General features: G+C 71.6%; 24 protein-coding genes. 2 read left to right on the forward strand and 22 right to left on the reverse strand.

What is annotated here, in order from left to right:
- Nucleotides 1-156: 156 nt before the first annotated feature.
- From FVE89_RS10905 to FVE89_RS10950, 10 genes are all read right to left on the reverse strand, one after another.
- The gene (locus FVE89_RS10905) at nt 157-417 is read right to left on the reverse strand and encodes an exodeoxyribonuclease VII small subunit (protein ID WP_160534058.1); all 261 of its coding nucleotides are present in this window, start codon (nt 415-417) and stop codon (nt 157-159) included.
- A 131-nt stretch (nt 418-548) separates the two neighbouring features.
- Nucleotides 549-1,061, reverse strand: a complete 513-nt coding sequence (locus tag FVE89_RS10910) for a protein tyrosine phosphatase (RefSeq protein ID WP_160534059.1) — start codon at nt 1,059-1,061, stop codon at nt 549-551.
- 47 nt (nt 1,062-1,108) lie between these two features.
- The gene (locus FVE89_RS10915; RefSeq protein WP_160534079.1) at nt 1,109-1,669 is read right to left on the reverse strand and encodes a hydrolase; all 561 of its coding nucleotides are present in this window, start codon (nt 1,667-1,669) and stop codon (nt 1,109-1,111) included.
- 29 nt (nt 1,670-1,698) lie between these two features.
- Nucleotides 1,699-2,313, reverse strand: coding sequence for a DNA-3-methyladenine glycosylase I (locus FVE89_RS10920; protein ID WP_160534060.1), 615 nt, complete (start codon nt 2,311-2,313; stop codon nt 1,699-1,701).
- Between the two features lie 187 nt (nt 2,314-2,500).
- On the reverse strand, nt 2,501-3,352 hold the full coding sequence (locus FVE89_RS10925) for a folate-binding protein YgfZ (protein ID WP_160534061.1): 852 nt from the start codon (nt 3,350-3,352) through the stop codon (nt 2,501-2,503).
- A gap of 90 nt (nt 3,353-3,442) precedes the next feature.
- Nucleotides 3,443-3,697 carry a hypothetical protein gene (locus tag FVE89_RS10930; protein ID WP_160534062.1) on the reverse strand — a complete coding sequence of 85 codons (255 nt, stop codon included), beginning with the start codon at nt 3,695-3,697 and terminating at the stop codon, nt 3,443-3,445.
- A gap of 178 nt (nt 3,698-3,875) precedes the next feature.
- The gene (locus FVE89_RS10935) at nt 3,876-4,334 is read right to left on the reverse strand and encodes a TIGR02301 family protein (RefSeq protein ID WP_160534063.1); all 459 of its coding nucleotides are present in this window, start codon (nt 4,332-4,334) and stop codon (nt 3,876-3,878) included.
- A complete protein-coding gene (locus tag FVE89_RS10940) occupies nt 4,331-4,798 on the reverse strand; it encodes an NUDIX hydrolase (protein WP_160534064.1) in 468 nt (155 codons plus the stop codon). Before FVE89_RS10940 ends, FVE89_RS10935 begins: the two co-directional genes overlap by 4 nt.
- Entirely contained in the window at nt 4,795-5,940 is a 1,146-nt protein-coding gene (locus tag FVE89_RS10945) for a hypothetical protein (protein WP_246730626.1), read from the reverse strand. The genes FVE89_RS10940 and FVE89_RS10945 overlap by 4 nt, the downstream gene beginning before the upstream one ends.
- On the reverse strand, nt 5,937-6,659 hold the full coding sequence (locus tag FVE89_RS10950) for an SDR family oxidoreductase (RefSeq protein ID WP_160534065.1): 723 nt from the start codon (nt 6,657-6,659) through the stop codon (nt 5,937-5,939). Before FVE89_RS10950 ends, FVE89_RS10945 begins: the two co-directional genes overlap by 4 nt.
- A gap of 228 nt (nt 6,660-6,887) precedes the next feature.
- Here FVE89_RS10950 and FVE89_RS10955 point away from each other — a divergent pair, with 228 nt between their 5' ends.
- Nucleotides 6,888-7,469: a carboxymuconolactone decarboxylase family protein gene (locus FVE89_RS10955; protein ID WP_160534066.1), complete on the forward strand. Its 582-nt coding sequence runs from the start codon at nt 6,888-6,890 to the stop codon at nt 7,467-7,469.
- A gap of 50 nt (nt 7,470-7,519) precedes the next feature.
- Here FVE89_RS10955 and FVE89_RS10960 read toward each other — a convergent pair whose 3' ends face one another.
- The 5 genes from FVE89_RS10960 to FVE89_RS10980 all read right to left on the reverse strand — a co-directional run bounded on the left by FVE89_RS10960 (nt 7,520) and on the right by FVE89_RS10980 (nt 11,334).
- Nucleotides 7,520-7,846 carry an integration host factor subunit alpha gene (locus tag FVE89_RS10960; protein WP_160534067.1) on the reverse strand — a complete coding sequence of 109 codons (327 nt, stop codon included), beginning with the start codon at nt 7,844-7,846 and terminating at the stop codon, nt 7,520-7,522.
- A 155-nt stretch (nt 7,847-8,001) separates the two neighbouring features.
- Nucleotides 8,002-9,009 carry a beta-ketoacyl-ACP synthase III gene (locus FVE89_RS10965; RefSeq protein WP_160534068.1) on the reverse strand — a complete coding sequence of 336 codons (1,008 nt, stop codon included), beginning with the start codon at nt 9,007-9,009 and terminating at the stop codon, nt 8,002-8,004.
- An 80-nt stretch (nt 9,010-9,089) separates the two neighbouring features.
- Nucleotides 9,090-10,124 (reverse strand): phosphate acyltransferase PlsX, encoded by a 1,035-nt coding sequence (gene plsX / locus FVE89_RS10970; protein ID WP_160534069.1) that lies wholly within the window; start codon nt 10,122-10,124, stop codon nt 9,090-9,092.
- A gap of 122 nt (nt 10,125-10,246) precedes the next feature.
- Entirely contained in the window at nt 10,247-10,774 is a 528-nt protein-coding gene (locus tag FVE89_RS10975; RefSeq protein ID WP_160534070.1) for a DUF177 domain-containing protein, read from the reverse strand.
- On the reverse strand, nt 10,771-11,334 hold the full coding sequence (locus tag FVE89_RS10980; RefSeq protein ID WP_160534081.1) for a ubiquinol-cytochrome C chaperone family protein: 564 nt from the start codon (nt 11,332-11,334) through the stop codon (nt 10,771-10,773). Before FVE89_RS10980 ends, FVE89_RS10975 begins: the two co-directional genes overlap by 4 nt.
- Before the next feature lie 170 nt (nt 11,335-11,504).
- On the opposite strand from FVE89_RS10980, the gene bamE reads away from it, so the two are divergent.
- Nucleotides 11,505-12,002, forward strand: coding sequence for an outer membrane protein assembly factor BamE (gene bamE, locus FVE89_RS10985; protein ID WP_160534071.1), 498 nt, complete (start codon nt 11,505-11,507; stop codon nt 12,000-12,002).
- On the opposite strand, the gene FVE89_RS10990 is transcribed toward bamE, so the two are convergent.
- From FVE89_RS10990 to ribH, 7 genes are all read right to left on the reverse strand, one after another.
- Nucleotides 11,939-12,658, reverse strand: a complete 720-nt coding sequence (locus FVE89_RS10990) for an HAD hydrolase-like protein (protein WP_160534072.1) — start codon at nt 12,656-12,658, stop codon at nt 11,939-11,941. The genes bamE and FVE89_RS10990 overlap by 64 nt on opposite strands.
- Before the next feature lies 1 nt (nt 12,659).
- A complete protein-coding gene (locus FVE89_RS10995; RefSeq protein ID WP_160534073.1) occupies nt 12,660-14,573 on the reverse strand; it encodes a PAS domain S-box protein in 1,914 nt (637 codons plus the stop codon).
- Between the two features lie 190 nt (nt 14,574-14,763).
- Complete coding sequence (locus FVE89_RS11000; protein ID WP_160534074.1) at nt 14,764-15,855, reverse strand: alkene reductase; 1,092 nt, start codon at nt 15,853-15,855, stop codon at nt 14,764-14,766.
- 389 nt (nt 15,856-16,244) lie between these two features.
- Nucleotides 16,245-18,389, reverse strand: a complete 2,145-nt coding sequence (locus FVE89_RS11005) for a sodium-translocating pyrophosphatase (RefSeq protein WP_160534075.1) — start codon at nt 18,387-18,389, stop codon at nt 16,245-16,247.
- Between the two features lie 278 nt (nt 18,390-18,667).
- Nucleotides 18,668-19,663: a thiamine-phosphate kinase gene (thiL, locus tag FVE89_RS11010; RefSeq protein WP_160534076.1), complete on the reverse strand. Its 996-nt coding sequence runs from the start codon at nt 19,661-19,663 to the stop codon at nt 18,668-18,670.
- 3 nt (nt 19,664-19,666) lie between these two features.
- The gene (gene nusB, locus FVE89_RS11015) at nt 19,667-20,224 is read right to left on the reverse strand and encodes a transcription antitermination factor NusB (protein ID WP_160534077.1); all 558 of its coding nucleotides are present in this window, start codon (nt 20,222-20,224) and stop codon (nt 19,667-19,669) included.
- An 11-nt stretch (nt 20,225-20,235) separates the two neighbouring features.
- Nucleotides 20,236-20,730 (reverse strand): 6,7-dimethyl-8-ribityllumazine synthase, encoded by a 495-nt coding sequence (gene ribH / locus FVE89_RS11020; RefSeq protein ID WP_160534078.1) that lies wholly within the window; start codon nt 20,728-20,730, stop codon nt 20,236-20,238.
- Nucleotides 20,731-20,917: the final 187 nt, after the last annotated feature.

Here is a 20,917-nt window from a genome sequence, read left to right on the forward strand (position 1 = left end):
TCGGCGCGCACGGCATCGGCCACCGCCTGCAGTTCCGATTCGGGCAGCGTCCGCAAAGCCGCCGGGTTCGGGACACGGTCGAGAAGCGCGCTCTGCTCGGGGGTAATCGCCACGGCATCAACCTCTAACGGATGGGATCGGTTCGACGCCCGAGCCTCAGGACATATCGAGCGGGGCCACGCCCTCGGGCCGCCCGTCGGAGCCGAGGGTGATCCGCTGGATCCGCGCCTCGGCCCGCTTGAGAAGCGCCTCGCAGTGCTTCTTCAGCACCTCGCCGCGCTCGTAGATCGCCACCGACTCGTCGAGCGGCACGTCGCCCCGCTCGAGCCGGCGCACGATTTCCTCGAGCTGCTCCAGGGCCTTCTCGAAGGGCAGGTCGCCGGCGGCTTGGGCCACCTCGGGTCTGCTCGCACTCATTCCAGATCCGTCCTTTGAACCGGTTCTACGGTGCCAGCCCCCGGGGCCACAACCCAGGGGACCAGAACGCCGGGCCGCGCCGGGCCGTTTTGAAGCGGTGCGGCGGCCTTTCCGCCACACCGAACCCTCACTCACGTCAGCGGGAGGCAGAACGGCTCGCCCTCGAAGGCCTCCGCGCCGCGGCCGATCCGCGCGACAGCCGCCACCATGCGGCCGTCCCGTCCGAGCATCCGGTCGGCGATGGCCACGAACAGGGGATTGGGTGTCGCCGAGGGGGAGGCCGCCCGCAGGGCGTCGGCGATCGCGCCCTCGTCGCGCTCCGGCGCCAGCGCGCAGGCCGCGATGTAGGCCGCCGCGGTCGAGCGGCTGATCCCAGCATAGCAGTGGACGACCAGCGGCTTCTCCCGGGGCCAGGCCCGGATGAAGGCCAGGATCCCGGCCACATGTTCCTCAGCCGGCAAAACGTGCCCATCCCGCGGCTCCGCAATGTCGCTGACGCCGATGACGGCGTGGTTGTCGGCCGCGATCAATGCGGGCCGTTCGAGCGGCGTCCCGACATTGACCAGCGTGAGCACATGGCTCGCGCCGGTGGCGGTGACGGTCTCGGGCAGGCGCGAGAGCGGGCAGACATGGAGGGTCGACATCGTGACCGCGCCTCTGCCGTGCGATCGTGACGGATCGAGGGCGGCCGTCAGGCTGGGCGCAGCGCGCGGAACCGCGCCAGGAACCGTGCCTCGGCCTCGGCGGTGGGCCAGGGCTCGGCGAGGGCCACGACCGCCTCGGGCAGGTCTGCGGGTTGGCCGAAATAAAGCTCGGCCTCCTCCGGCGCAAAGCCCGCCAGCCGCACGGCCTCCAGATGGGCTGCGGCCCGATCGGCGCGCTTCACGAGGCCGGCCAGGGCGGGGGAGGGGGCGGGCAGGCCGAACCGGCGGCGCATGGCGTCGAGCAGGCGCAGCTCGACGCCCCGATAGGCATCGCCGATCGCGGCCTTCAGGGGCGAGATGATGTCGCCGACCACGTATTCCGGCGCATCGTGGAGCAGCAGCTCCAGGCTCTCCGGATCGGTGCAGCCGGGGGCGAAGTGGCGCCCCACCGCCTCGACCAGGAGGCTGTGCTGGGCCACCGAGAATACCTGCGGCCCCCGGGTCTGGCCGTTCCAGCGGGCGACCCGGGCGAGGCCGTGGGCAATGTCGGCGATCTCGATGTCGCGGGGCGCCGGATCGAGGAGGTCGAGGCGCCGGCCGGAGAGCATCCGCTGCCACGCGCGGGTGGCCGGGGCGCTCACGAGGTCCGCCCCAGCGCGGCGCAGGGCGCGTGCCGGTGGCAGCCGACGAGGTGATCGTTGACCATGCCGACCGCCTGCATGAAGGCGTGCACGATGGTCGGCCCGCAGAAGGAAAAACCCTCCGCCTTCAGGGCCTTGCCGATCGCCCGGGAGACCGGCGTCTCGGTCTGGATCTCGGCGCGGCTTCGGGCGCTGCCCTGGATCGGCCGTCCGTCCACGAAGTCCCAGAGGAAGCGCGCGAAGCCGGGGCCGTGTTCCTCGATCCGCAGCCACGCGCGGGCGCCCGCGATGGTCCCGATGATCTTGGCGCGGTTGCGGATGATCCGGGCATCCTGCATCAGCCGGGCGACGTCGTCCTCCGTGAAGCGGGCGATCCGCTCGGGCTCGAAGCCCGCGAAGGCGTCGCGAAACCCCTCGCGGCGGCGCAGGATGGTGATCCACGAGAGCCCGGCCTGGAAGCCGTCGAGGATCAGTTTTTCGTAAAGCGCCCGGCCGTCACGCTCGGGCACGCCCCATTCGGTATCGTGATAGGCGACGTAGAGCGGGTCGAGGCCCGCCCACCAGCAACGGGCGCAGCCATCGGGATGCTCGATCAGGCCGGTCTCGGACATGGGACCGGTTTAACGAGAACAGGAGCGGAACGCCATCGTTAGGGTTTCCAAAGGGCTGTGCCCTTTGGTGGGTCGTCAGGGCAAAGCCCTGACAGATTTTCGCAGGGCTCTGCCCTGCACCCGCAAAAGGTCGCAGACCTTTTGAAACCGCGACAGTCTAAGACTTTCCGGAGCTGTCAATCCAAGCTCATCCGGCCGCGCTTGCCGCACCCTCCGGCATCACGAAGGTCGCGTAGCCGGGTCGCTCCAGCTGCACAGGATGCTCACCAGCCCGCGGCGTCTCGCCGGCAGCCAGTGCATCGCCCAGACGGTCGATCCGCACCAGGGCGAGGCCCCGCTGGCCCGCGACGCTGCCCGTGGTGCCCAGCACCTTGCCACCGGCCGTGATCTCGGTGCCCGGCGCGGGGGCGCCGTCCGGATAGGTGGCCGCCAGGATGCGGGTCCGGGCGGTGCCCCGGTGCTGCATCCGCGAGACCACCTCCTGGCCGACATAGCAGCCCTTCCTGAAATCGACGCCGCCGAGCTGGTCCATCAGCGCCTCGTGCGGGAAGGCGTCGCCGAACGCGTAGTCGCGCCCGCCCTCGGGGATGCCCAGCGCAATCCGGTGGGCGTGGTAATCGGCCTCCGCGGCGTCGGCCGAGAAGGCGCCCTCTTCGGCGTAGAGCCGGGCGCCGAGATCGGGATGGCGGGAATCCGCGACCGCCTCGGCCGCGGGCGGGACGGCGCCGTCCCAGGCCACCGCCACCGCCACGGTCGGGTCGGCGGCGATCGTCGCCTTGGCGCGCAGGCGGTAGAGCGTCAGGCGCTTGGCGAGATCGGCCGCGCGGTCCACCTGCACGTCGAACCGGAATCCGTCCGGCAGGCGCGAGACGAGGAAGTCGAACAGGATCTTGCCCTGCGGCGTCAGCAGGGCGCCGAGACGCGCCTCCGCATCCTGGAGCGTCTCGACATTGCAGGTCAGCACGCCCTGGAGCAGCGCGGTGGCGTCCGGCCCGGTGACGGTGACGAGGGCGCGGTCCGGCAGCAGGGCGACGGGCATGGCAGGCGATTCCTCACGCAGCGGGGCGGGTCTGGCGAGCCGGGAGGTAGGTGCTCCCCGCCCGCGCCTCAACCATGCGCGATCAGGACCTCAATGCTGGAGCGTCGTGGTGAAGGCACCCCCGCGGATGCGCTCGGGGAATCCTTCCGCGTAGCGGGCCGTGGCCTCCTCACCGTAGGTCATCACCAGTTCCTGGAAGGCCGCGAACAGGGCGGCCTGGGCCATGCAATCTCCGTCGAGCCCGTCCAGACAGCCTTCCGCGAAGGCTTCCGACACGTAACTCAGCGCGACGCGCTTCTCCTCGACATCGACCTCGAGAGGAGCGGTGTGAGAGATGTGCTGCATGACCCAATACTTCCGTTGCGCCGGGCCCAGGACCCGGTGGACCAACGGATGATAGGCGGGTCCCGGCGGCTCGGCCAGCCGGGAATTTCGGATCGGTTAACGCGAGGGCTCAAATCCGATGCTTCGCCGGCATCGCGGCGGGGTGTGTCGTACGGGCATCACCCCCTGCGCGCCTGCGTCACCCCCCGAAACGTCCGGCCAGGGCATGCGACAGCCTGTCGCCCTCCGCGACGTAGCGGGCGGCAGCCTCGTGGGCGGCCGGCGTGCAGACCCGGTAGGTCAGGGCGTAGCCGCGGTAGCCGCGGTTGTAGGCGCCGGCCAGCCGGTCGCGGCGGGCGGGGACCACGCCCTCGGACTCGATCAGCGCCTTCATCCGGGCCGGCCAGTCCGCGGCGTCCGGCGCACCGCAGAGGCCGCGCAGGAAGGCGAGCGCCCCGATGATCTCGGACATCCGCATCAGGTCGCGGTCATACGGGGCGGGGATATCGGCGGGGGCGCTGGTTTCCTTGGGCGCCTCCTTCGCGGTTTCCCTGGGGGGCGTCGTCGTCCGCCCGGAACGCTGCTGCGCCAGCGCCGGCGCGGTGGCCGTCCCGGCGAGGAGCGCGAGCAGACACAGGATCGCGGCCGGTCGCCTCACGCCGTCGCCTCCCCGGCCCGCGCGGCGATCCGCGCAAACGCCTCGTGCAGGGTGCCGATCAGCCCGGGCGTGGTCGGCAGGGTGGCGACCTCCGCAAGCGTCGCCCAGCGGGTGCCGAGCGCCTCCGGGCCGGCCACCGGCTCGCCGCCGCGCCAGAGGGCGGCATGCGGATGGACCACGTAATGGTGGCGGGCGCGGCCGGCCTCGTCGCGGACGATGATCTCGGTGGGCGCGAGCACGCCGACCACCTCGGCGCCCAGGCCGACCTCCTCGGACAATTCGCGCAACGCCGCCTCGGCCAGGGATTCGCCGGCCTCCACGAGACCGCCCGGCAGGGTCCAGACGCCCCGCATCGGCTCGTTGGCCCGGGCCGCCAGCAGGACCCGGTCGTCCCGGATCACCGCGATCGAGGCGCCCACGAAGGGCCGCGCCGGGAACAGGCGGCTGTCGGATTCCGTGCTCACGGCGTCCCCCCGTCGGGTGCGATCACCGCCACGCGCCCGTCGGCGAGGCCGACCAACAGCCGCGCGGCATTCCCCTCGCCGAGGGCCACGATACCGGTCGTGGCGGGCGCGGGCAGCGTCACGCGCAGGCGCTCGTGCAGGGCGCCCTTCGCCGAGACGAGGGCGATCTCGGGACGGCCCGCCACCGGCAGCACCAGCTCGGGCGGCGCCCCCCCGGCCGGCGCGGTGACGGCGAGATCCGAATCGCCCGCGCCGGCCGCGTAGCCCGCAGCTTCCCCGGCGGCCTCGATTCGGTCGGGCCGCAGCGTCCAGAGCTGGAATCGGCCTTTCGCGCTGACCGTCGCGGCCTGGAGCGTCCCGGATCCGGAAAAGTCGGCGATGCCGGCGATCTTCAGGGGCGGCCCCGGCTGCGGCGGCGTGCGCGCCGCGACATTCCAGCTCCCCTCCGCCCCCGGATGCGTGATCAGCGCGAGCCCGCCCGAATCGGCGCCCGACAGGGTCGCGGCCAGCAGGGCCGGGCGGCCGGCGAGGCGCAGCAGGCGCGGCCGCAGGGGCGCGAACACGGCCTCGCCCCCCGCCGGCACCGTGGCGGTGACCACCGGGACGGGCTTCGGATCGGAGCTGACCGCCATCGGCTGGCGTTCGCGAATCGTCAGGACGGCGGCGGCCTCGCTGCCATCGGGCGCGCGGGTGCGTCCGGTGAGATAGGCGCTCACGGGTCCCGAGAGCGCGCGCCGCGTGCCCGGCAGGGCGCCGCGCGGCGTCTCGGCGGCGCTCAGGCCCTCCACGGCCTCGCGCCCGATCGGCTTCACCGTGATCGTGCCGTCCGCGAGCGCGAGCACCGCGCCGCCCTCGTCGCCCCAGACCACGGCGACCGGCGCGCTCTCCTCGTCGCCCGCCTCATGGCCGGTCTTCGCGCCGGCGATCGGCAGCAGCCCGGAGGTCGCGACCGAGACCGCGACCTCGCTGCGGGGGCCGCGCAGCGCCCGCACGGTGAAGGGCAGGTCGAGGATCCGGACACCGGGCTCCGCCCGGGCCCCCGCGGGGGCCGCGCACAGGAGCAGGACCAGGAGGAGCGCCCGGCTCCGACCGCCCGATCGCGCCGCGTGACCCGCGTCCGAGGGGAAACGGGTTCCGGTCAAACGTGCTGGCCGCCGTTGATGTGGAGTTCGGCCCCGTTCACGTAGGACGAGGCCTCGGTGCACAGGAAGTAGATCGCCTTGGCGACCTCGTCGGGCGTGCCGAGCCGGCGCTGCGGGATCTGCTCGACCAGCTTCTCGGTGCCCGGCGACAGGATCGAGGTGTCGATCTCCCCCGGCGAGATCGCGTTCACCCGCACGCCCAGCGGCCCGAAATCGGCGGCCATCTCCCGGGTGAGGCCGGCGAGCGCCGCCTTGGAGGTGCCGTAGGCCGCCCCCGCGAAGGGGTGGACGCGCGAGCCCGCGATCGACGTCACGTTGACGATTGAGCCCCTGGCGCGGGCGAGTTCGTCGCGCAGGCCGCGGGCCAGCAGGATCGTGGCGAAGAGGTTCACCTGAAAGACCCGCTGCCACATGTCGAATTCGGTGGCCAGCACGCCGAGGCGTTCGCCCTGCGGCCCCTTGGGCGAGATCCCCGCATTGTTGACGAGCGCGTGCAGCATCCCGCCCTCGGCGGCGAGGCGGCCGCGGACCTCCTCGACGGCGCGTATCGTGTCCTGCGCGTCCGCGAGATCGACCTGAAGGTGGTCTTCGGGGCCCATCTCCCAGGGGCAGTTCTCCGGGAAGGCGTGGCGCGAGCAGGTGATCACGCGCCAGCCCGCGGCCGAGAACCGCTTGACGGTGGCGTGGCCGATGCCTCGGCTCGCGCCCGTGAGCAGCATGATGCGCCGGCGATCGTTGACGGGGAGGGCCAAAGCCGTAAGCCTCGCTGGCTATGAGTCTTCGTTTTGACGCGCTCTCTTGCGCCGAACCGGCATCCACTTTGGCGGAGCGCGCTCTGGGGAGTGCGGTCCGATCCGGGCGCGGGTCGTGCCGGCGAGCCTGAATGGTCTAGGCGCAGTGGGGCCGGAAATCCAGAGCGTGCTGCGGCGCGGAAAGGGGAGGCCACCATGGCCGGGGAGCAGGACAGCACGGAGCGCATGCCGGAGATCCCGGCCGACAGGCTGACGCCGGCGCAGGCCGCAGCCGCCGCGGCCTTCGAGGCCGAGCGCGGCGTCCCGGTCTTCGGGCCGTTCGTGCCGCTCCTGCGCAGCCCCGAGCTGATGCTGTGCGCGAGCCGGATGGGGCTCTACCTGCGCTACGGCAGCGCCCTGCCGCTGCGCATCAGCGAGTTCACGATCCTGATCGTCGCCCGGGCCTGGAGCCAGCCGGTGGAGTGGGCGATCCATCAGCCGATCGCCCTGAAGGCCGGACTCGCCCCCGAGACCGCGCAGGCGCTCGCCGAGGGGCGGCGCCCCGCTACGATGCGTGCCGACGAGGCGCTGGCCTATGATTTCTCGACCGAGCTGACGCACAACCGCGCGGTGAGCGACGCCACCTACGCGGCCGCCCTGGCGCGCTTCGGCGAGCAGGGCGTGATCGATCTCACCGGGATCAACGGCTACTACGCCTTGCTGGCCATGACGATGAACGTCGCCCGCACGTCGGTGCCGGAGGGGAGCGCCCCGCCGCTGCCGCCGCTGGTGGGATAGTGTTCGAGGGCGTTGCGCGACGCGTCCCGTGCCGGTCCGCGCAAAAAACCTCACGCGTCGTCGTCGTCGTGACCGTTCGCGCCGTTGAGGCCGTTGATCTTGGCCTTGAGCACGTTCGAGGGCTTGAACACCATCACCTGGCGCGGCTCGATCGCCACCTCGACGCCGGTCTTGGGGTTGCGCCCGACGCGCTTGCCCTTGCTGCGCACCACGAAGGAGCCGAACGAGGACAGCTTCACCGTCTCGCCGCTCGCCAGACAGCTGCAGATCTCCGACAGCACCGTCTCGACGAGGGCGGCCGACTCGGTCCGCGACAGGCCCACCTGATGGTAGACGGCCTCGCTCAAGTCGGCGCGCGTCACCGTCTTGCCTGCCATGCCGTCTCCCCTCGCCCGCGTCTCTCGTCCCATGGCATCGGGTGCGGCGAACGCGGCCGCACCGGATGCTGAAGACGTATCCCTATGATCCGGCACGCTAATCGGCGCCCAGCCCCCGGTCAACCGCGCGGCGGCAACGAATTGTTTCGCGTCCGTTACCAGCGGATCAGCGCCGCCCCCCAGCTGAAGCCGCCGCCGATCGCCTCGATCATCACCAGATCGCCCTTCCGGATGCGCCCGTCCCGCCGGGCCACGTCGAGGGCCAGGGGAATCGAGGCCGCCGAGGTGTTGCCGTGGCGATCCACCGTCAGCACGATCTTCTCGCGGGCGATCCCGAGCTTGTCGGCCGAGGCCTCGATGATCCGCCGGTTGGCCTGATGGGGCACGAACCACGTGAGATCCCCGGCCGCGAGGCCGGCCTGCGCGAAGGCCTCGACGATCACGTCGGTGACTTGGCCCACCGCGAAGCGGAACACGTCGCGCCCCTCCATGCGCAGGTGGCCCACGGTGCCGGTGGAGCCCGGCCCGCCATCGACGTACAGCTTCTCGCGATGCCGCCCGTCCGAGCGCAGGCTGGTGCTGAGGACGCCGCGGCCTGCCGCGTCGTCCCGTGCCTCCAGCACGATCGCCCCGGCCCCGTCGCCGAACAGCACGCAGGTGGTGCGATCCTCCCAGTCGAGGATCCGCGAGAAGGTTTCGGCGCCGATGACCAGCGCCCGGCGGGCCGCCCCGGTGGTCAGGAACTTGTCGGCGGTCGAGACCCCGAACACGAAGCCGGCGCAGACCGCCTGCAGGTCGAAGGCCGCGCCCTGGCCGATGCCGAGCGCGGCCTGGATCTGGGTGGCGGTCGCCGGGAAGGTGTGGTCCGGCGTCGAGGTCGCGCAGATGACGAGGTCGATGTCGTCCCCCGTCAGCCCGGCATCGTCGAGCGCCGCCCGGGCGGCCCGGGTCCCGAGCACCGCGGTGGTCTCGCCGGCCGCCGCGATGTGGCGCTGGCGGATGCCCGTGCGCTGGACGATCCATTCGTCGGAGGTGTCGACCCGCGCGGCGAGATCGGCGTTGGTCACCACCTGTTCGGGCAGGCACGAGCCGGTCCCGGCCACCACCGAGCGCAGCTGGGGCGCGCGCCGGCTCTGGTCGGGGTCAGTGCGGAGGGTTGCCATCTGTGTCCTTCCCGGACTGCGCCAACATCACAACCGTCAGGTGTGGTGCCGGTGCGATCCGTTTTCCATCCTGAACGGCGTCAGGCCGGCGCCAGGGCCGCCGTCTGGTCGAGCATCTCGCGGATCGTGCGGATCATGTCGTGGCGGGCCATGTCGTGCGCCAGATCGACCGCCGCCGCGAAGCCCTGCGCGTTCTCCGAGCCGTGGCTCTTGATGACGATGCCCTCCAGGCCGAGGAACACGCCGCCATTGGCCCGGCTCGGGTTCATCTTGTCCTTGAGCGCCCGGAAGGCCTGCCGGGCGAAGAACGCGCCGATCTTGGCCGACAGCGTCCGGGTCATGGCGGCGCGCAGATAGGTGCCGATCTGCTTGGCGGTGCCCTCGGCGGTCTTGAGGGCGATGTTTCCCGTGAAACCCTCGGTCACCACCACGTCGACCGTGCCGCGGCCGAGATCCGTGCCCTCGACGAAGCCGTGATAGGCGAGCCCCGGGCTCTCCATCTCGCGCAGCATCCGGGCGGCCTCCTTGACCGCCTCGTTGCCCTTCATCTCCTCGGTGCCGACGTTGAGCAGGCCGACGGTCGGCCGGTCGAGGTCGAACACGATGCGCGCCATGGCCGAGCCCATCACGGCCATCTCGACGAGGTGCTCGGCATCGGTGCCGATGGTGGCGCCGACATCGAGCACGATGCTCTCGCCGCGCACGGTCGGCCACAGGCAGGCGATGGCCGGCCGCTCGATGCCCGACATGGTCTTCAGGCAGATCTTCGACATCGCCATCAGGGCGCCTGTGTTGCCGGCCGACACGCAGGCCTGGGCCTGCCCGTCGCGCACCGCCTGGATGGCCTGCCACATGGAGGACTTGCCCCGCCCCTGGCGCACCGCCTGGCTCGGCTTGTCGTCCATGGCGACCGCCACGCTGGTGTGGCGGATCTCGACGCAGTCCTTGAGCCGGGGCTCCCGGGCGACGAGCGGGGCGATCACCGCCTCGTCGCCGAACATCAGGAAGGTGGTCTCGGGATGGCGCTCGCGGGCCAGGGCGGCGCCGGGCACGACCGTGGAGGGCCCGTGGTCGCCGCCCATGGCGTCGAGCGAGATGCACACGCGTTGGGACATGTCGGTAGCGGGTCGCGGATCTCGGCGGGGGACAAGGCGGGCGAGGCCCCGCCGGGCGCGGCGGACCATAGCGATACCGGCCCGGCGGGCAAATGAAATCGGCCGCCGGACGGTTCCGGCTCTCAGGCTTCTCCGTCGCGCAGCTTGGCCAGCGCGGCGAGCGGCCCCGCATCGTCACCCACCACCACCGGTTCGAAACGGATGCCGGGCTTGCGCGGATACGGATCGAGGCCCAGCGCCAGGAACTCGGCGGTGAGCGCGCCGAAATCGATGCGCCCCCCGACCAACGGATCGGGGATGTCGGCATCCTCGGCATCGGTGCCGGCGAGCTGGTCGGTGTCGGTGAACACGACCTCCACCGGCTCGTGGACCGGCGCCTCGAACGGTTCGAGGCTGACGGTGCAGACCTGCGTCACCAGGGCGTCCACGGTGCCGGTCACGGTGAGGCGGCTGGTGGGGCCCGAGATGGCGAACCGTCCGACCAGATCGCGGATGCCCGGAATCTTGAAATCGGCCGCGAGCGCCGCGCATTCGGCCGGGCTCGCCTCCACGGTGACGGCGCCCCGCCCCTGGGGCAGGCGCTCGACATTGACCCAGCGCGCGAGCGGAAAGCTGTCCTGGGTGCTCTCCCGGCGGCTGTCCCGGCTCATGCGATCGCTCCTTCTGCTTCTCTGTCCCGCGCGAAGCCGTCCGGCTCCGGAAACGGCGGCCCGGACCCGAGCAGCGCGTCGAGATCCGCGCCGGCAAGCGCTTCGTCGGCCGCCTGCACGTAGGCGGCGAGCCCCGCCCCGTCCCCCTCGCTGCCGAGCACGTTGCGGACGAGCGCCGCGCGCAGGGCCTCCGTGTCGCCCGCGTCCAGCGCCGCGTCGTAGCCCGTGGCCCGGCCGTAGAAGGCGGCGCCGAGTTTTTTCATCCGCTTCGACACGCCCATGTCGCCGACGCCCAGCTCGCGCAGGGACGCATCGAGCTGGGTGAAGACCGAATTGACCAGATCCTGCGCCACCTCGGCCGCCGGGGCCGGCAGGCGGTTCAGCCGGCGCAGGACCAGGATGGCGTGCAGGCACAGGGCTTCGAACCGGCCCTCCACGGTGTCGGGCACGCCGAGGCGCGTGTAGAGGCCCGGGCGGCGGGCCGCCATGCTCAGCGCCACGTGCAGGGTCTCGACGGCGCGCCGCCGCGCGTTCGCCTGCCGGAACAGCCGCCCGATCATCGATGCCACGCCCTCGGCCGCCACACCCTCGGAGAGTGTGGCCAAGCTTGCCTTGTCAAAGCCATAACCCCGCGGTACGGCAACCCACGCCCAGGGCGCAAGCGTCGCCGGAATTCCGTGCCGGCGGCATCGGTTGCGCCTCGTCCGTCCACACGTTCCCTGGGGGCCCGATGCGGCGCCGTTTCGTCCAGTCCTTCGCGCGCCTCGCCCTGCTCGGCCTCGCGGGCGCCGGCCTGTCCGGCTGCATCGGCGAGGAATTGCGCCACGGCTATCAGGTCGATCAGGCGGCGCTGGCCACGATCAAGCCCGGCATGAGCCCCGAGCAGGTGCTGCAGATCCTGGGCACGCCCTCCACGGTCTCCACGGTGGGCAACAAGTCCTGGTACTACATCTCCCAGAACACCCGCCGCACGATCATGTTCATGGGCGAGCAGGTCGAGGACCAGAAGGTCACGGCCGTCTACTTCACCCCCGCCTTCAAGGTCGTGCGCGTGGCGCTCTACGGCCTGCAGGACGGAAAGGTGTTCGACTTCATCGAGCGCACCACCCCGACGAGCGGCGCCGACCGGGCCTTCCTCAGCCAGCTGTTCCGTGGCCTGACCCGCTACGAGCCGTTCGGCAGCGGCAACGGCGCCAGCGTGGTGCCGGGCGCCAACCGCGGCATGTGAGCCGGCGCGCCCGCCAGCAGGCGGGCGATCTCCCGAGGCTCCGAGAACAGGTATTCGGGCGCCAGTGCGGCCAGCGCCTGCGGGTCCGTATAACCCCACGCCACCGCGCCGAACGGGCAGCCGAGGGCGCGGGCCGCCTCCAGGTCGCGGATCTCGTCGCCGATGCACAGGGCCTGAGCCGGTGCCACGCCCCGGCGCGCGAGAAGCTTGCGCAAGCGCTGCGCCTTGCCGAACAGCGAAGCCCCGCAGGCATAGGCGTCGATATGGGCCGCGTTTTTCGGCCCGAGCACACGCCGCACCGTGTCGACGCGATTCGACGACAGGATCGCCATCGGCACGCCGGCCTGCGCGAGGCCGGCCAGCATCTCCGGCACCCCCGGAAACAGCGCGATCCGCGCCGCGTCGCGGGCCGCCAGGGCGTGCATGTGCCGGGCGATCAGCGGCAGCTTCCAGCGCGGGATGCCGAGATAGGCCACGATCGCGCGGGCACCCTGGAGGCGTAAGCCTTCGACTTCGTGCGCCTCGACCCGGCGGAAGCGGTAGCGCGCGGCGACGCCGTTCATGACCGAGCAGAACCAGTCGAAGCTGTCGGCCAGGGTTCCGTCGAAGTCGAGCACGACGAGGCGCGGCCCGGCGCCGGTAGCCCGACCGGTCATCTCAGGCCCGGAGGTTCTCGATCGGCACGCTGAGCCGCATCAGGAGGCCGCCGGGCGTCCAATCGTGCTCCAGAACGCCATCGAGCTGGCCGGCGACGCTGCGCTCGGCCAGAACCGTGCCGAACCCCTTTCGCGCGGGGGCCGCGGTGATCGGCGGCCCGCCGGCCTCCCGCCATGTCAGGGTGTAGCGCTCCGCCTCCCGGAGCCCGCTCAGGGAGACGCCGCCCTCCTTCGTCGAGAGGCCGCCGTACTTCATGGCGTTGGTGGCCTGCTCGTGCATGATCAGCGCCAGCGCGGTCGCGCTGCGCTCGCCGATCTCGGCATCGTCCCCCGAGATGGCGACCCGGGCCTGCCCGCCCTCCTCGTAGGCCGCCATGATCAGGCGCATCAGGCCCAGCACCGTCTGCCCCGCCACCGCGGGGGCGCTGTCGGGGGAGTGGGGCCGGACATATTCGTGGGCCCGCGCCAGGGCGCCGAGCCGCTCGCGGAACGCCCGGGCGAAGGGCTGGGCCGCGGGGTCGCTCCGCGCGGTGAAGGCCGCGAGTCCGCCAACCACCGCGAAGATGTTCTTGATCCGGTGCGACAGCTCGCGGATCAGCAGGTCGCGGGCCTCCTCGGCGCGCTTGGCCTCGCGCAGGTCGCGCGTGACGGTGGCGTAGCCGATCTCCGCCCCGGTCGGGTCCCGCACGGGGAAGATGTTGTAGAGCACCGCCACCGGCTCGCCCGTGCCGAAATGCCGGAAGGCCAGTTCGCCCTCCCAGAACCCGTCCCGGCGCATCGCGGGAATCGCCGTCTCCTCCAGGATGCGCCGGCTGTCCGCGGTGAAGAAGTCGGGGATCCGGTGCCGGCGGGCGGCGGCGAGGTCGGGCAGGCCGACCAGCGCCAGGGCGGCCTCGTTGAGATGGGTGACGGCGCCGTCCAGGGTGCAGAGGCCGATGAAGTCCTTCGAGGTCTCCACGATGGCGGCGAGCTTGCGCGCCTCGGCCTCGGCCCGCTTCAGGTCGTCGATATCGGTGCAGGTGCCGAACCAGCGCTCGATCCGCCCCTGCGCGTCGCGGATCGGCATGGCGCGGCCCAGCGTCCAGCGGTACGCGCCGCTGTGGTGGCGCAGGCGGTACTCGATCTCGTAAGGTTCGCCGGTGGCCAGCGAGTGGCGCCAGCGCGCCCAGGCCCGCTCCTGGTCCTCGGGGTGGAACATGTCGTTCCAGCCCTCGCCGTCGGTGGAGCCGTAGGGCACGCCGGTGAACTCGTACCAGCGGTCGTTGTAATAGTCGTGGAACCCGTCGGGCTGGGTGGTCCAGACCATCTGGGGCATCGCCGCGGTCATCACCCGGAACCGGCGCTCGCTCGCGGCGAGTTCGGCCTCGCGGCTCGCCACCTGGGCCAGGGTCCGGCGATGCTCCAGCAGGCTGGAGATCTGACGCGCCAGGGCGGTGAGGGTCGCCGCCTGTTCCGAATCGAGCCCCGCGGGCCGCGGTGCCTGATCGAGCACGCAGAGGGCGCCGAGCGGGATGCCCTGGCCGCCCCGGATCACCGCCCCCGCGTAGAAGCGGAAGCCCTCGGGACCGGTCACCAGCGGGTTCTCGACGGTCCGCGGATCGGCGGTCAGGTCCGGGATGACGAGCAGCCCGCCGGACTCGATCGTGTGGGCGCAGACCGAGCAGCTGATCGGCAGCTCGCGCTTGCCGAGCCCGACCTCCGACTTGAACCATTGCCGATCGACATCCACGAGGCTGACGAGGGCGACCGGCACGCGGCAGACATGGGCGGCGATGCGCACGAGATCGTCGTAGAGCGGCTCCGGTTCCGTATCGAGGATCGCGAGGTCGCGCAGTTCCGCGATCCGGTCGGCGGAGCTCCAGGCGCCGCCGGTCGGTTGGGAAGCCGCGAGCGCGTGAGGTGCCGGCACATCCATGGTCCGGCCGTCACATAGGCCTGTCGAGCACCCCTGCCTAGAGCGATCTCCACCGAAGTGGATGTCGATCCGGTATTAGACGGCGCGACACCACGAAGACTTGATCTGCACCCGTTCGCGACGCTTTCCAGTGCTGCTCTTCGGTGGCCGCGCCCATGACGGGCGCGGCGGCCGGTCGAGCCTTGCGGCTCTACGCGGCGCGGGCCTGCCCGAGGGTCGGATAATCGATGTAGCCCTTCGGACCCGGGACGTACCAGGTGGCGGCATCGTCCTTGTTGAGCGGCGCGCCCTGGGCGATGCGCTCAGGCAGGTCGGGATTGGCGATGAAGGTGCGTCCGAACGCGATGGCGTCCGCCTCGCCGGCATCCAGCGCCTTCTGGCCGCTGATGCCGTCGTAGTCGGCGTTGAGGATCATCGGGTTGCGGAACACGCGCCGCATCGCCGGGGCGATCGGCGGATGGTCGGGCTTGCCGAAGGTCCCGTCCGGACCCGGCTCGCGCATCTCCAGGAAGGCGATGCCGAGATCGGCCAGCGTCCGGGCGGCGGCCACGAACAGCGGCTCGGGGTTCGAATCGTTGCAGCCCTGGATCGCGCCGTTCGGCGACAGGCGCACGCCGGTGCGCTCGGCCCCCGCGACCTTCGCCACGGCCTCGGTGACCTCGCGCAGCAGCCGCACGCGGTTCTCGATCGTGCCGCCGTACTGGTCGGTGCGGTGGTTGGTGCTGTCGCGCAGGAACTGGTCGATCAGGTAGCCGTTCGCCGCGTGGATCTGCACGCCGTCGAACCCGGCCGCGCGCGCGTTCGCGGTGGCGCGCTCGTAATCGGAAAGCAGCCGCGGGATCTCGGCGATTTCGAGGGCGCGGGCTTCGGCGTAGGGCTTCTTGCCTTCGTAGGTATGGGCCTGATCCGGCGCCGTGGTGGCGGAGGCGGAGACGGGCTTCGCGCCGCCGAGGAAGTCCGGATGGACGACCCGGCCCATGTGCCAGAGCTGGCAGACGATCTTGCCGCCCTTGTCGTGGACGGCCTTCACCACCGGCCGCCACGCATCGACCTGCGCGTCGGACCAGATGCCCGGCGCGTAGGGCCAGCCGAGGCCCTCCTGCGAGATGCCGGTGGCCTCGCTGATGATCAGGCCGGCGCCGGCGCGCTGGGCGTAGTATTCGGCCATGATCGGGGTCGGCACGTGCTCGCGGGTGCCGCGGGCGCGGGTGAGCGGGGCCATGAAGATCCGATTCTTCGCCTCGATGGCACCGATGCGGATCGGGTCGAGCAGGGACGGCATGGGGTACCTCGTGCTGGTGCGGCGGGGCCGCGTCCGGTTCAATCCGCGGCCGAGGTGGCGCTGCGGCGCGGCGATGCCAAGGTGCAGCGCAACCGGAACGAAAGCGGCGTGCGGGGGCGCACATGGCGGATCCGCTCAGGAGACGCGCCGCGAATTCGGTCCCCGCCAAGTGCAGGCCTGCGCCGACTCGATCGATCGGGCGATCGCCCTGATCGCTGAAGAGCCGACACGCCCTCGGGTTCTGCACGAGCGGATGGAGCCGCGCCCAGACTCATCCCCGGCGGCGATCCGGACGATTCGCGCGTGGATGATCCCGGCCTGCCCGAGGCCTGGGCCCCGCCTCATGACCGCGGCTGGACCCAAAGATCCCGCCGCGGCCATATCCCTCCTCAGCTATGCGCCAGCACCGCCAGCAGCAGCAGGGCGATGATGTTGGTGATCTTGATCGCCGGGTTCACGGCGGGGCCTGCGGTATCCTTGTAGGGGTCGCCCACCGTATCGCCGGTCACCGCCGCCTTGTGGGCGTCCGAGCCCTTGCCGCCATGGTGGCCGTCCTCGATGTACTTCTTGGCGTTGTCCCAGGCGCCGCCGCCCGAGGTCATCGAGATCGCGACGTAGAGGCCGGTCAGGATCACGCCGAGCAGGCTCGCGCCGACCGTGGCGAAGGCCTGGCTCTTGCCCGCGATGAGCTGGATCACGAAGAACAGCACCACCGGCGACAGCACCGGCAGCAGCGAGGGCACGATCATCTCCTTGATGGCTGCGCGGGTGAGCATATCCACGGCCCGCCCGTAATCGGGCCGGTCGGTGCCCTGCATGATCCCGGGCTTGGCCCGGAACTGCCGCCGGACCTCCTCCACCACCGCGCCCGCCGCGCGGCCCACCGCCGTCATGGCGATGCCGGCGAACAGGAACGGGATCAGGCCGCCGAGCAGCAGCCCCACCACCACGTAGGGGTTGGAGAGCGAGAAATCGACGCTGACGCCCTGGAAGAAGCGGTATTGCGTCGGGCTCGCATGGGCGATGAAGTAGTTCAGGTCCGACGTGTAGGCGGCAAACAGAACCAGCGCGCCGAGGCCCGCCGAGCCGATCGCGTAGCCCTTGGTCACCGCCTTGGTGGTGTTGCCGACCGCGTCGAGGGCGTCGGTGGACTTCCGGACCTCGGAGGGCAGCCCCGCCATCTCGGCGATGCCGCCCGCATTGTCGGTGACCGGCCCGAAGGCGTCGAGGGCCACGATGAAGCCCGCGAGCGCCAGCATGGCGGTGACCGCGATGGCGATGCCGAACAGGCCGGCGAGCGCGTAGGTGCTGATGATGCCGGCCACGATCACGATGGCGGGGAGCGCAGTCGATTCGAGCGAGATCGCCAGCCCCTGGATCACGTTGGTGCCGTGGCCGGTGACGGACGCGTCGGCGATCGACTTCACCGGGCGGAAGTTGGTGCCGGTGTAATATTCGGTGATCACCACGATCAGCGCCGTGATGGCGAGCCCGATCACCGCGCAGCCGAACAGGCCGCCCGCGGTAAAGGTGACGCCGGTCGAGGTCGTGAAGGCGGTCGAGAAGCCGCCGAGCAGCGTCATGGTGACGATGGCGATGGCGGCGATCGAGAGCACGCCGGCGGCGATCAGGCCCTTGTACAGCGCCCCCATGATCGACTGGTTGGCCCCGAGCCGCACCGCGTAGGTGCCGCCGATCGAGGTGACGATGCAGGCCGCGCCGATGGCGAGCGGGTAGAGCATCATCGGCTCCAGCACGTCCCGGCCGCTGCCGGTGGGGCCGGAGAAGAAGATCGCGGCCAGCACCATGGTGGCGACGATCGTGACCGCGTAGGTCTCGAATAGGTCGGCCGCCATGCCGGCGCAGTCGCCGACATTGTCGCCCACGTTGTCGGCGATGGTGGCGGGGTTGCGCGGATCGTCCTCCGGGATGCCGGCCTCGACCTTGCCGACGAGATCGCCGCCGACATCCGCCCCCTTGGTGAAGATGCCGCCGCCGAGACGGGCGAAGATCGAGATCAGCGAGGCGCCGAAGCCCAAAGCCACGAGGGCATCGATCACCTCGCGGCTCGACGGGTCGAGATGGGCGCCGCGGGTGAGGAACAGGTAGTAGAGGGCGACGCCGAGCAGCGCGAGGCCGGCCACCAGCATGCCGGTTACCGCCCCCGACTTGAAAGCCATGTCGAGGCCGCCGCCGAGCGAGGTCGAGGCGGCCTGGGCGGTGCGCACGTTGGCCCGGACCGAGACGTTCATGCCGATGAAGCCGGCGGCGCCCGAGAGCACGGCGCCGATCAGGAAGCCGATGGCGACCTTGATCCCGAGGAACGCGGCGAGCAGCACGAACAGGACCACGCCGACGAGGCCGATGGTCGTGTATTGCCGCCGGAGATAGGCCTGAGCGCCCTCCGCGATGGCGGCGGCGATCTCCTGCATGCGCTGGGTGCCGGCGTCGCGCCGCATCACGTCGAGAATCGTGACGATGCCGTAGGCGACGGCGCAGAGCCCGCCCACGATGATCAGAAGCAAGGGAATCATGCGACCGTCCTTGTTATTATCTTGCCTGGCGTGGGCGTGTGCTTGTCGAGCTTGACCGTTGGGAAACGGCCATGGGACGCGGTGCTCGGATTCGGGGCTTTCCTTCCCAGAACAACACCTTGATTGCCAAACTTCGCCGGGGAGCGCAAACGCTGCGTTTCGGTTGTCCGCGGGTCGGCCGACAGGCGTCCGTCATATCCAGCGGCAATATCTGAATTATATTGCTGATTGTGGGCGCGCCTTCGTGACGGGTGTGGATCCCGTACCGGGAGACGGCCTCAGAAGTGGCTGAAGGCCCCGGCGGCGAACACATGCGCCACGCCATCCGCCGTCTCGAAGCGCGGCGGTCCTTCACCCGCGACGATTGTGCCGATGGCGGTCAGCGGCACCCCGGCCGCCTCGGCCTCGCCGCGGAGCGCCTCGAACGTTTCCGGCGCCACCGTGCAGAGGATCTCGTAATCGTCGCCGCCGGTGAGCGCGGCCGCGATCAGGCCCGGATCCGCCGCACAGGCGCGGCGCGCCGCCTCCGAGAGCGGCACGGTGGGCAGGTCGATCCGGGCGGAGCGGCCCGTGCCCAGCATCTTGGCGAGGTCGCCCGCGAGCCCGTCGGAGACATCCATGGAGGCGGTGGCGTGGCGGCGCACCGCGGCGGCCGCGGCGAGGCGCGGGCGCGGATGCAGGTAGCGGTCGGCCAGCACGGCCCGCAAAGCCGGGTCGAGGCCGGTCGCCCAGCGCGCTTCCGGTTCCAGCCGCAGCCGGAGGCCGAGCGCCGCGTCGCCGATCGTGCCGGTGACGCAGATCCGGTCGCCGATCCGCGCGGTGTTGCGCCGGACGATCGCGCCGGCCGGCACCTCGCCGATGAGGCTGACATTGATCAGCGCCGGGCCGCCGGAGCGCACCGTGTCGCCGCCGAGCAGCGGGCATCCCGCCTCCTCGGCCGCCATGCCGAGCCCGGCCGAGAAACCGGCGAGCCAGTCCTCGGTCCAGTCGTCGGGCAGCGCCAGCGTCAGAAGAAAACCCCGCGGCACCGCGCCCTTGGCGGCGATGTCGGACAGATTCACGCCGAGCGCCTTGCGGGCGATCGAGGCCGGCGGATCGTCCGGGAAGTAGTGGATCCCCGCCACGATGGCGTCCGCGGTGAGGACGAGGTCGTGGCCGGGCGAGGGCGTCAGGATCGCGGCGTCGTCCCGGAGCCCGTCGGCGCCCGGCCCGGCGAGCGGGGCGAAGTAGCGGGCGATCAGCCCCTCCTCGGAGGCGCGGACCGGCCCGGCCACGGGTCAGGCCTTCCCGGGTGCAGGCTTCGCGGGGAGCGGCTTGGACGAGCCCGGCTTGTTCGAGCCCTTGGCGGGACCGACCTCCCCGGGCCGGACCTCCCGGGCGAGCCGGTCGAGCACCGCGTTGACGAGGCCCGGCTCGTCGCCGGGATAGAAGCTGTGGGCCACGTCGACATATTCGGAGATGGCCGCCGCCGCCGGCACGTCCTTCCGGAACATCAGCTCGTAGGCGCCGGCCCGGAGGATCGCCCGGAGCACGATCTCGATCCGCCGGAGCGGCCAGCCCTGGGCGAGCGCCTGATCGAGCTTCGGGTCGATTGCCCGCTGCTCCTCGACGGTGCCGCGCAGGAGGTCGCGGAAGAAGGCGGTCTCGGCCTGGGGATGCGCGATCCCGTCGACCTCCTGGCCGATCCAGAACGCCTCGAACTCGGCGAGCGCATCGAGGACGCCCTTGCCGGACACGTCCATCTCGTAGAGCGCCTGCACGACGGCGAGGCGCGCCCCCGTGCGCGGGCTGATCGCCTTGGCGGTCTCCGGTTTCGTGTCGGTGGTCCCAGTCATCTGACGATCCGTCATCGCGAGCGGGCGGCCTCGGCGGCACGCTTGAGGGCGAGCACCCCGAGCGCCGCCTCGGCCGCGCCGCCGCCCTTGTTCATCTCGGCCACCCGGGCGCGGGCGAGCGCCTGCGCCTCGGTCTCGACGGTGAGGATGCCGTTGCCGAGCGGGATCCGGCGGTCGACCGAGAGGTCCATCAGCGCCCGGGCGCTCTCGCCGGCCACGATGTCGTAATGGCCGGTCTCGCCGCGGATCACGCAGCCCAGCGCCACCACGGCGTCGTAGGCTTGCGTGTCGAGCAGGATCGCCACGGTTGCGGGAATCTCCAGGGCGCCCGCCACCGTCACCACGGTCGCGTGCGCGCCGGCGGCCTCGATCGCCGCGCGGGCGCCGGTCAGCAGCTCGTCGGCGATGCCGTCGTAGTAGCGCGCCTCGACCACGAGGATGCGGGCCCCGGCGAGCGCCGGGTCCTGGGGCTTCGGCGCCGAATCGGCGCGGGTATGGGCGACCATGGCTCTCGTCCGGCCGGGTTGTCGGGGGTTGGCGGGCGGCACGGGGCGCCCGCGAGGGGAGGACGGTTAGACCGAAGCGGCCGGCGCCACAAGCGGCGCGGTCCGCTTCGCCAGGGCAATCGCTTCAGCGTGAGGAGGTTTAGGTTCGCGGTCGGGGCGTTTTGTGATTCAGGCGGCGGCTTGCCTC

It is taken from the genome of Methylobacterium sp. 2A, assembly GCF_009806555.1.
Classification (GTDB): domain Bacteria; phylum Pseudomonadota; class Alphaproteobacteria; order Rhizobiales; family Beijerinckiaceae; genus Methylobacterium.

Coding starts and splice junctions, on each gene's coding strand:
- FVE89_RS10980 (WP_160534081.1), bottom strand. CDS start 11,334: ATGATCGGGCGGCTGTTCCGGCAGGCGAACGCGCGGCGGCGCGCCGTC.
- FVE89_RS10915 (WP_160534079.1), bottom strand. CDS start 1,669: ATGCTCTCCGGCCGGCGCCTCGACCTCCTCGATCCGGCGCCCCGCGAC.
- FVE89_RS10960 (WP_160534067.1), bottom strand. CDS start 7,846: ATGGCAGGCAAGACGGTGACGCGCGCCGACTTGAGCGAGGCCGTCTAC.
- FVE89_RS10975 (WP_160534070.1), bottom strand. CDS start 10,774: ATGAGCCGGGACAGCCGCCGGGAGAGCACCCAGGACAGCTTTCCGCTC.
- FVE89_RS10990 (WP_160534072.1), bottom strand. CDS start 12,658: ATGACCGGTCGGGCTACCGGCGCCGGGCCGCGCCTCGTCGTGCTCGAC.
- FVE89_RS10905 (WP_160534058.1), bottom strand. CDS start 417: ATGAGTGCGAGCAGACCCGAGGTGGCCCAAGCCGCCGGCGACCTGCCC.
- FVE89_RS10955 (WP_160534066.1), top strand. CDS start 6,888: ATGGCCGGGGAGCAGGACAGCACGGAGCGCATGCCGGAGATCCCGGCC.
- FVE89_RS10995 (WP_160534073.1), bottom strand. CDS start 14,573: ATGGATGTGCCGGCACCTCACGCGCTCGCGGCTTCCCAACCGACCGGC.
- FVE89_RS10920 (WP_160534060.1), bottom strand. CDS start 2,313: ATGTCCGAGACCGGCCTGATCGAGCATCCCGATGGCTGCGCCCGTTGC.
- bamE (WP_160534071.1), top strand. CDS start 11,505: ATGCGGCGCCGTTTCGTCCAGTCCTTCGCGCGCCTCGCCCTGCTCGGC.
- FVE89_RS10910 (WP_160534059.1), bottom strand. CDS start 1,061: ATGTCGACCCTCCATGTCTGCCCGCTCTCGCGCCTGCCCGAGACCGTC.
- FVE89_RS10930 (WP_160534062.1), bottom strand. CDS start 3,697: ATGCAGCACATCTCTCACACCGCTCCTCTCGAGGTCGATGTCGAGGAG.
- FVE89_RS11000 (WP_160534074.1), bottom strand. CDS start 15,855: ATGCCGTCCCTGCTCGACCCGATCCGCATCGGTGCCATCGAGGCGAAG.
- plsX (WP_160534069.1), bottom strand. CDS start 10,124: ATGTCCCAACGCGTGTGCATCTCGCTCGACGCCATGGGCGGCGACCAC.
- FVE89_RS10965 (WP_160534068.1), bottom strand. CDS start 9,009: ATGGCAACCCTCCGCACTGACCCCGACCAGAGCCGGCGCGCGCCCCAG.
- ribH (WP_160534078.1), bottom strand. CDS start 20,730: ATGGTCGCCCATACCCGCGCCGATTCGGCGCCGAAGCCCCAGGACCCG.
- FVE89_RS10950 (WP_160534065.1), bottom strand. CDS start 6,659: ATGCTGCTCACGGGCGCGAGCCGAGGCATCGGCCACGCCACCGTCAAG.
- FVE89_RS11005 (WP_160534075.1), bottom strand. CDS start 18,389: ATGATTCCCTTGCTTCTGATCATCGTGGGCGGGCTCTGCGCCGTCGCC.
- nusB (WP_160534077.1), bottom strand. CDS start 20,224: ATGACTGGGACCACCGACACGAAACCGGAGACCGCCAAGGCGATCAGC.
- FVE89_RS10925 (WP_160534061.1), bottom strand. CDS start 3,352: ATGCCCGTCGCCCTGCTGCCGGACCGCGCCCTCGTCACCGTCACCGGG.